The organism is Cyanobacteriota bacterium (assembly GCA_025054735.1).
Classification (GTDB): Bacteria; Cyanobacteriota; Cyanobacteriia; order SKYG9; family SKYG9; genus SKYG9.
Map to the genome: position 1 here is coordinate 1 of JANWZG010000272.1, position 5453 is coordinate 5453.

The window sequence follows — 5453 nt, forward strand, 5'->3', positions numbered from 1 at the left end:
AATTGAGTAGTCGAACAACTGGCTCAGAAATGGGCTGATGGTCACGTAGGAAAATTTGTCGATCGCAGTAGCTAGCACCGCCCCCCCGTGATGCAAAAAATGCTCTGGGTAGTCGGTGCCTCCACCAAAAAAACTGATACGGACTGGAGCACGGGAAATCAACATAGAGACTTACGTAACCTGTGAAAACGTTTGGTGTCAAGACATAGACTTCACAGCTTAAACCAGCCTTGGTTAGCTAAGTCATGAATGAATCTTTCCCGTTGAGGAAGAGACTCTGGTGTGCCAATGTCTAAGAAGGGAGCAGTAATAGTATGGATCCGTAACTTGACCGATCGCGCAATCAAGGCTGGAAAAATGTCGTATTCAAAACTAGCAGGCCGTATTTGGGGAAATTTCAGGAGCAATCCATGTTTTAGCAAATAAACACCAGCATTAATTAGACCAGCACCGGGGCACTTTTCCGTAAAGCCGACTAGATTCCCTTGAGGATCCTGGGCTAGACCGCCGTAACGGGAGCGATCGTCTACCTCTACGCCCAGAATGGCTCCATCCACAGTTGGATCCAGTAAACATGCCGATAAATCTGTCAACTGCGTGCAGACAAGCGAATCTCCATTGAGCACCAACCAAGCCGTCGGATGTTCAGGCATTTGTGCTACTGCGTTCAAAAACCCACCGGCTGTCCCCAACGGTTCTAGCTCTCGGCTACAGGTAATGTGAACACCAAGCACTGGTTGGGGAAGAAAATGGTCTTCAATCACATCGGCAAGATAGCCTACAGAGAGCACAACGCGCTGAATACCCTGATTTGCCAAGTAGCGCACGACCCATTCCAGAAATGGTTTGCCTGCTACAGGAGCCATAGGCTTGGGAATGCCAGGCAGCAGATGCTGCACTCGTGTGCCAAGGCCCCCTGCTAGGATGACAGCAATAATCTCACTCGCAGGCAGAGAAGCATTGGACATAGGGGCTAGACGTTAGAGTATAGAGAGTTACGGAGGATGGTGTAACCCTTAATTAGCTCACGAATCCCACGTTCTAGTGACCATTCGGGTTGAAAGCCCGTGCTCAAGATGCGCTGGTTAGAAACGATATAATCTCGCTTGTCAGGGTCTTCGCCGATCGGCGCTTCTAGATAAACAAAATTGGGGAGTTGCTTTTTGATTTCAGCGCAAAGTTCCAGCTTAGAAAGATTGGCATCCTCTAGGCCCACGTTGTACGGTTTGCCCTTCATGGTTTCAAAGTTTTGAATGCCGTGCAGAAAGACTCGCACCACATCCCGAATATGGATGTAATTACGTTTGAAATGTCCCTCGAAGATGATGACGGCTCGATCGTGAACGGCTCGATACACAAAGTCATTCACCAACAGATCCAACCGCATCCGGGGGGACATGCCAAAAACCGTCGCTAATCGAAAGGTGATGCTGTTGTCTCGACTCAGAACTGCCTCTTCTGCCTTGACCTTGGTGACACCGTAGAGGGAGATAGGGCGCAAGGGGGACTCCTCAGTGCAAAACTTGCCCGCTTCCCCAATGCCATAGCCACTGTTGGTCACGGGCATGAGGATGCGCTGCTCTGGGCTGGCGAGGCGACAGAGCATTTCGATCGCTTCTTGATTAATGCTCCGAGTCCCAATTTGATCGCGACTACAGAGAGGAGCACCCACAAGCGCTGCTAAGGGGATGATAATATCAGCCTTCGCCAAGAGGTTGCTCATCAGGGCTTCATCTCGACAGTCACCCCGAATCACCTGAAAGGTATCGTACTGGCAACAATCAGCTAAGCTCGTCTGGCGAAACATGAAGTTATCCAGCACGGTGACGCTATAGCCATGGGCAAGCAGGGCTGGAGTCAGCACTGAACCAATATATCCAGCACCTCCAGTAATCAAGACATGCATGAATAAATCCCAGCAATAAAAACGCTAGCCTTCATCGTACTGGAGCTTTGACACCGCAATCCAGACTAATATGCTCAGTTCCTAGTCAGACCTAGGTTGCTGGCATCCGCGCTAACAGCACAGGACAGGGCGCATTGACCCGTACATAGTCAGATTGTGAGGATCCTAACAGTCGGTCGAGATCTACCAGGGCTTTGGCGATCGAGGGACGGCGATCAGGAGATCCGAGAATAATCATGTCCGCGTTGGTTTCTTCTGCTAGTTTGCAGATTTCTGCGCCCACATTGCCCTTGCCCAGAAAACATTTTGTAGGAATACCCATTGCCTTGGCTTCTGCCACTGCTGGTGCTAGGACTGGATCCTTCTCTGGGGGCAACGATTCATCAACAGGATTAATATGAGTCAACAGTAGTTGCCCGCCCTTAATGTCTCGCACAAAGAACAATGCCAGCTTTAGACAGTATTTGGCGGCATCTGAGCCATCTAGCGCTACTAGCACCCGCTTCACTAGTTTGATGTAAATATCATCCTTGACAAGCAGCATAGGGCGAGATGTCAACTGAAACACGTACTGGCTGACGGAGTTAGAGAGGATAGCTTCTAATCGCTTCAAGCCGCGGGATCCCATAATAATCAGATCAGCATTTTCCTCATCAGCAATCTGACAAACCACATCCTTAGGATCCCCTTGCCGTAGGCGAGTTGTGATTTGATTAGGGGGAATTTTCAACGCTTTTACAGCTCCTGCTAGGATTTTGCCCCCCTCTTCTAGCTTGGCAGCCATGTCTTCTGCGGTGACTTGGGGCGGCACAACGTGGAGTATGGTCACCGCTGCTCGTTGAATCGCCGGGATTTCTGCTAGCATGTTGAACATTTCTTCGCATCTGCCCAGTCCGGCGACGGCAATTAAAATTTTTTGAATCATAATGCATAGGCTCCTGCACTCTTTTCGATCGTAATCCTTGCTGGGGTTACAATGTATCAGGATTAACGATTCTTGATGTCTCGATGCCATCTACAGTATCCCTAGTGGGATGAACGGGATAGAGAGGTATGGCTAGTGAGTAAGGGATTGTAAATCCGTATATTCCAGTTTCAATTGATACGAAATGAAAAACGGAGAAGAGACGGCACTAGCGCTAGCTGACCGCTGGTTTAGTTACCCAATTCGGGTGCAGCCCCATCATACGGACTATGCTGGGGTTGTCTGGCACGGCACGTATATCGCTTGGCTAGAGGAGGCAAGGGTTGAGTATTTGCGCTCCCTAGGGGTGGATTTTGCTGAACTGGTAGCTCTTGGCTGTGACTTGCCCGTGGTGGATTTATCGATTCGCTACCATCGACCTCTGCGCATGGGTATGACTGCGATCGTCAAAACACGGTTAGACGATCGGGTAGGGGTGCGTTTAAACTCCCATTACCAAATTCAATCCTCCGATGGCACAGAGTTGTATGTTACAGCTCAAGCCACCTTGGTCACCGTGGATCGAGAAAAGGGAAAAATTATGCGTAGCCTACCACCTGCCATCAAGGATGCCCTTCAGCGCCTCATCGCCCCCTGATCACACTCATAACTGTGCGCGCAAGATGTAGTATTTCAGCACCTAGTTGCTGAGGTTGAATCCCAAATAGCAGTTGCACAACTAGCACAGCCATGGCGATGGTGACTGCCGCTGTTACAGTTGCCCGTGCTACCTTAATTAGCCAGATTGCCACGCTGACAGCAATGGTGATGGCCACGATGAGAATTATGAGGTTAACTAGCATGGTTGATCGATTAGGATTAGAGGCAAATATCCGGTCAAGGGTCTGTGAACCATCAACGACGGGAGTTGATGCTTGACAGCGTTGCCCTTACTGTAACCGTAGACAGGGAGAGAGATGCAATGGTTACCGTTATCCGCTCACAAGCTGCTAAGGTCTGGCAATTGCTTACTGATTCCGACACGATCGCTACCTATGGCCAAGCCCTCAAGCTGACGTGGAGCTTGATAAAAGAAATAGGCCGTCTTCTGTGGTTATTGTTCTGTGCTGTGTTGGTAGGGATTGCTTGGCTGCTAGGTACTAGCCTCTGGGCAGGCAAGGCATTTCGCGAATTAACTGAGAAATTTAACGAACCTAGCTCTGAGCCGTTACTGAATCAAGTCGGTAAGGGCATTGTAGCGGCCAGCAAAACCAGTGTGAACTTAGCCTTGACCACGGCTATGGAGCAACTTGGTATTACTGAAACTCCAAAGGCTATCCAAGATGTAATGCTCAGTGTAGAGCCTCCAGTGCCATCTGCACCCTTGCCTGCTGCTGTGGAGTCGTCTCAACCTGTGATTTCGGTAACCGCTACTTCCTCCGAGCCTGCTCAGACCCCTGACACTGCTACATCTGCCGAGACTGGAAAGTCGGATACAACTGAGGTGGCTAAGACAGGAGCTTCAGATTCAGTGGATTCCGAAGAAGCCTGAGCCGCTGTGGTAGTGTTCTATGATGCTGATGAGTTGTGGTGATTGTCTCTGTTGTCACCAGTACGCACGATTGCTGCTGACAATTGGCCTAACGATGGGAATTGGTGTAATGGGCGGGGCCTGTGGAACTCCAGTTGCCGATCGTCCACTGCCCACTCTAGTGCCAACCTCTATAGCTGCCTCTCCCCAAACACCCAAACCCGACGATAGCCACAGCCAGCAAACCTTGCGGGTTTATCACATCGGCAATAGCCTCACCGACACCCTAAATTATCCACTTTTTCAAAAGCTAGTAGAACGGCGGGGATCACGGTACATCTACGGCAGGCATATGATTCCCGGTGCACCGTTGGCATGGATTTGGGAACATCCGACGGATGGCTTTAAGGAGGATCCCTACGGATACTATCCCACAGCATTGCCGAATTACACATGGGATGTATTGACCTTACAACCCTCTGATCGCCACATTGAGGGCGCTGATGGAGATTTGGCCATGGCGAAGAACTATATCAACTTGACGCAACGGCAAAGTCCTCATCTGCGGGTCTACATCTATGCTCGCTGGATGCACAAACATAAAGATGGCAGCCTAGAGTTCGATCGTCGCTGGCTGCAACCCTATGACACTAAAGTTCCAGGCAGCGAACAGGGGCGGGAGTTTTTTGAGCGGCTAGTGCGTGATTTGCGTCAAGCTTATCCCAATGCCCAGGATCGAATCTTTTTGATCCCTGTAGGAGATGTGATGTACGAGCTAAACCAGCGGATGAAGGCAGGAATTGTGCCTGGTTACAACACCATCGCTCAATTGTATAAGGATAGTGCTCATTTGAATGATGTTGGCTCCTATCTTGTAGCAGCGACCTTTTACGCAACGCTGTATCGCGATCATCCAGATGGCCTAGAGGCCTCCATCTATGGCATTGAGGATCCACGTCTTGCAGCCATTATTCATCAGGTTGTCTGGAACGTAGTCAGCACCCATCCACTAGCTGGCGTTAGCCAATTTAGCCAATAGTTACCCTGCACACTGATTGCTACATATCTCCTTCCCAACTGACGTTAGTAGCTAATTGTATTGCTAAACCCTG

At 49.8% G+C, this 5453-nt stretch carries 8 protein-coding genes; 3 read left to right on the forward strand and 5 right to left on the reverse strand.

Annotation, left to right across the window (positions count from 1 at the left end; all coding sequences use genetic code 11):
• From NZ772_12850 to NZ772_12865, 4 genes are all read right to left on the reverse strand, one after another.
• Window positions 1-165, reverse strand: a 165-nt coding sequence (locus NZ772_12850) for a GHMP kinase (GenBank protein MCS6814439.1), incomplete at its 3' end; no start/stop codon positions are given.
• 47 nt (window positions 166-212) lie between these two features.
• Window positions 213-968: a nucleotidyltransferase family protein gene (locus tag NZ772_12855; GenBank protein ID MCS6814440.1), complete on the reverse strand. Its 756-nt coding sequence runs from the start codon at window positions 966-968 to the stop codon at window positions 213-215.
• A gap of 5 nt (window positions 969-973) precedes the next feature.
• A complete protein-coding gene (locus NZ772_12860; protein ID MCS6814441.1) occupies window positions 974-1906 on the reverse strand; it encodes an NAD-dependent epimerase/dehydratase in 933 nt (310 codons plus the stop codon).
• Between the two features lie 91 nt (window positions 1907-1997).
• Window positions 1998-2831 carry a universal stress protein gene (locus tag NZ772_12865; protein MCS6814442.1) on the reverse strand — a complete coding sequence of 278 codons (834 nt, stop codon included), beginning with the start codon at window positions 2829-2831 and terminating at the stop codon, window positions 1998-2000.
• A 184-nt stretch (window positions 2832-3015) separates the two neighbouring features.
• Here NZ772_12865 and NZ772_12870 point away from each other — a divergent pair, with 184 nt between their 5' ends.
• A complete protein-coding gene (locus NZ772_12870; GenBank protein ID MCS6814443.1) occupies window positions 3016-3468 on the forward strand; it encodes an acyl-CoA thioesterase in 453 nt (150 codons plus the stop codon).
• Here the strand turns inward: NZ772_12870 and NZ772_12875 are convergent.
• Window positions 3455-3673: a hypothetical protein gene (locus NZ772_12875; protein ID MCS6814444.1), complete on the reverse strand. Its 219-nt coding sequence runs from the start codon at window positions 3671-3673 to the stop codon at window positions 3455-3457. The genes NZ772_12870 and NZ772_12875 overlap by 14 nt on opposite strands.
• A 119-nt stretch (window positions 3674-3792) precedes the next feature.
• Between NZ772_12875 and NZ772_12880 the strand changes: the two genes are divergently transcribed.
• The gene (locus NZ772_12880; GenBank protein ID MCS6814445.1) at window positions 3793-4362 is read left to right on the forward strand and encodes a hypothetical protein; all 570 of its coding nucleotides are present in this window, start codon (window positions 3793-3795) and stop codon (window positions 4360-4362) included.
• A 19-nt stretch (window positions 4363-4381) separates the two neighbouring features.
• On the forward strand, window positions 4382-5380 hold the full coding sequence (locus NZ772_12885; protein MCS6814446.1) for a PEP-CTERM sorting domain-containing protein: 999 nt from the start codon (window positions 4382-4384) through the stop codon (window positions 5378-5380).
• The last annotated feature ends 73 nt before the right edge of the window (window positions 5381-5453 follow it).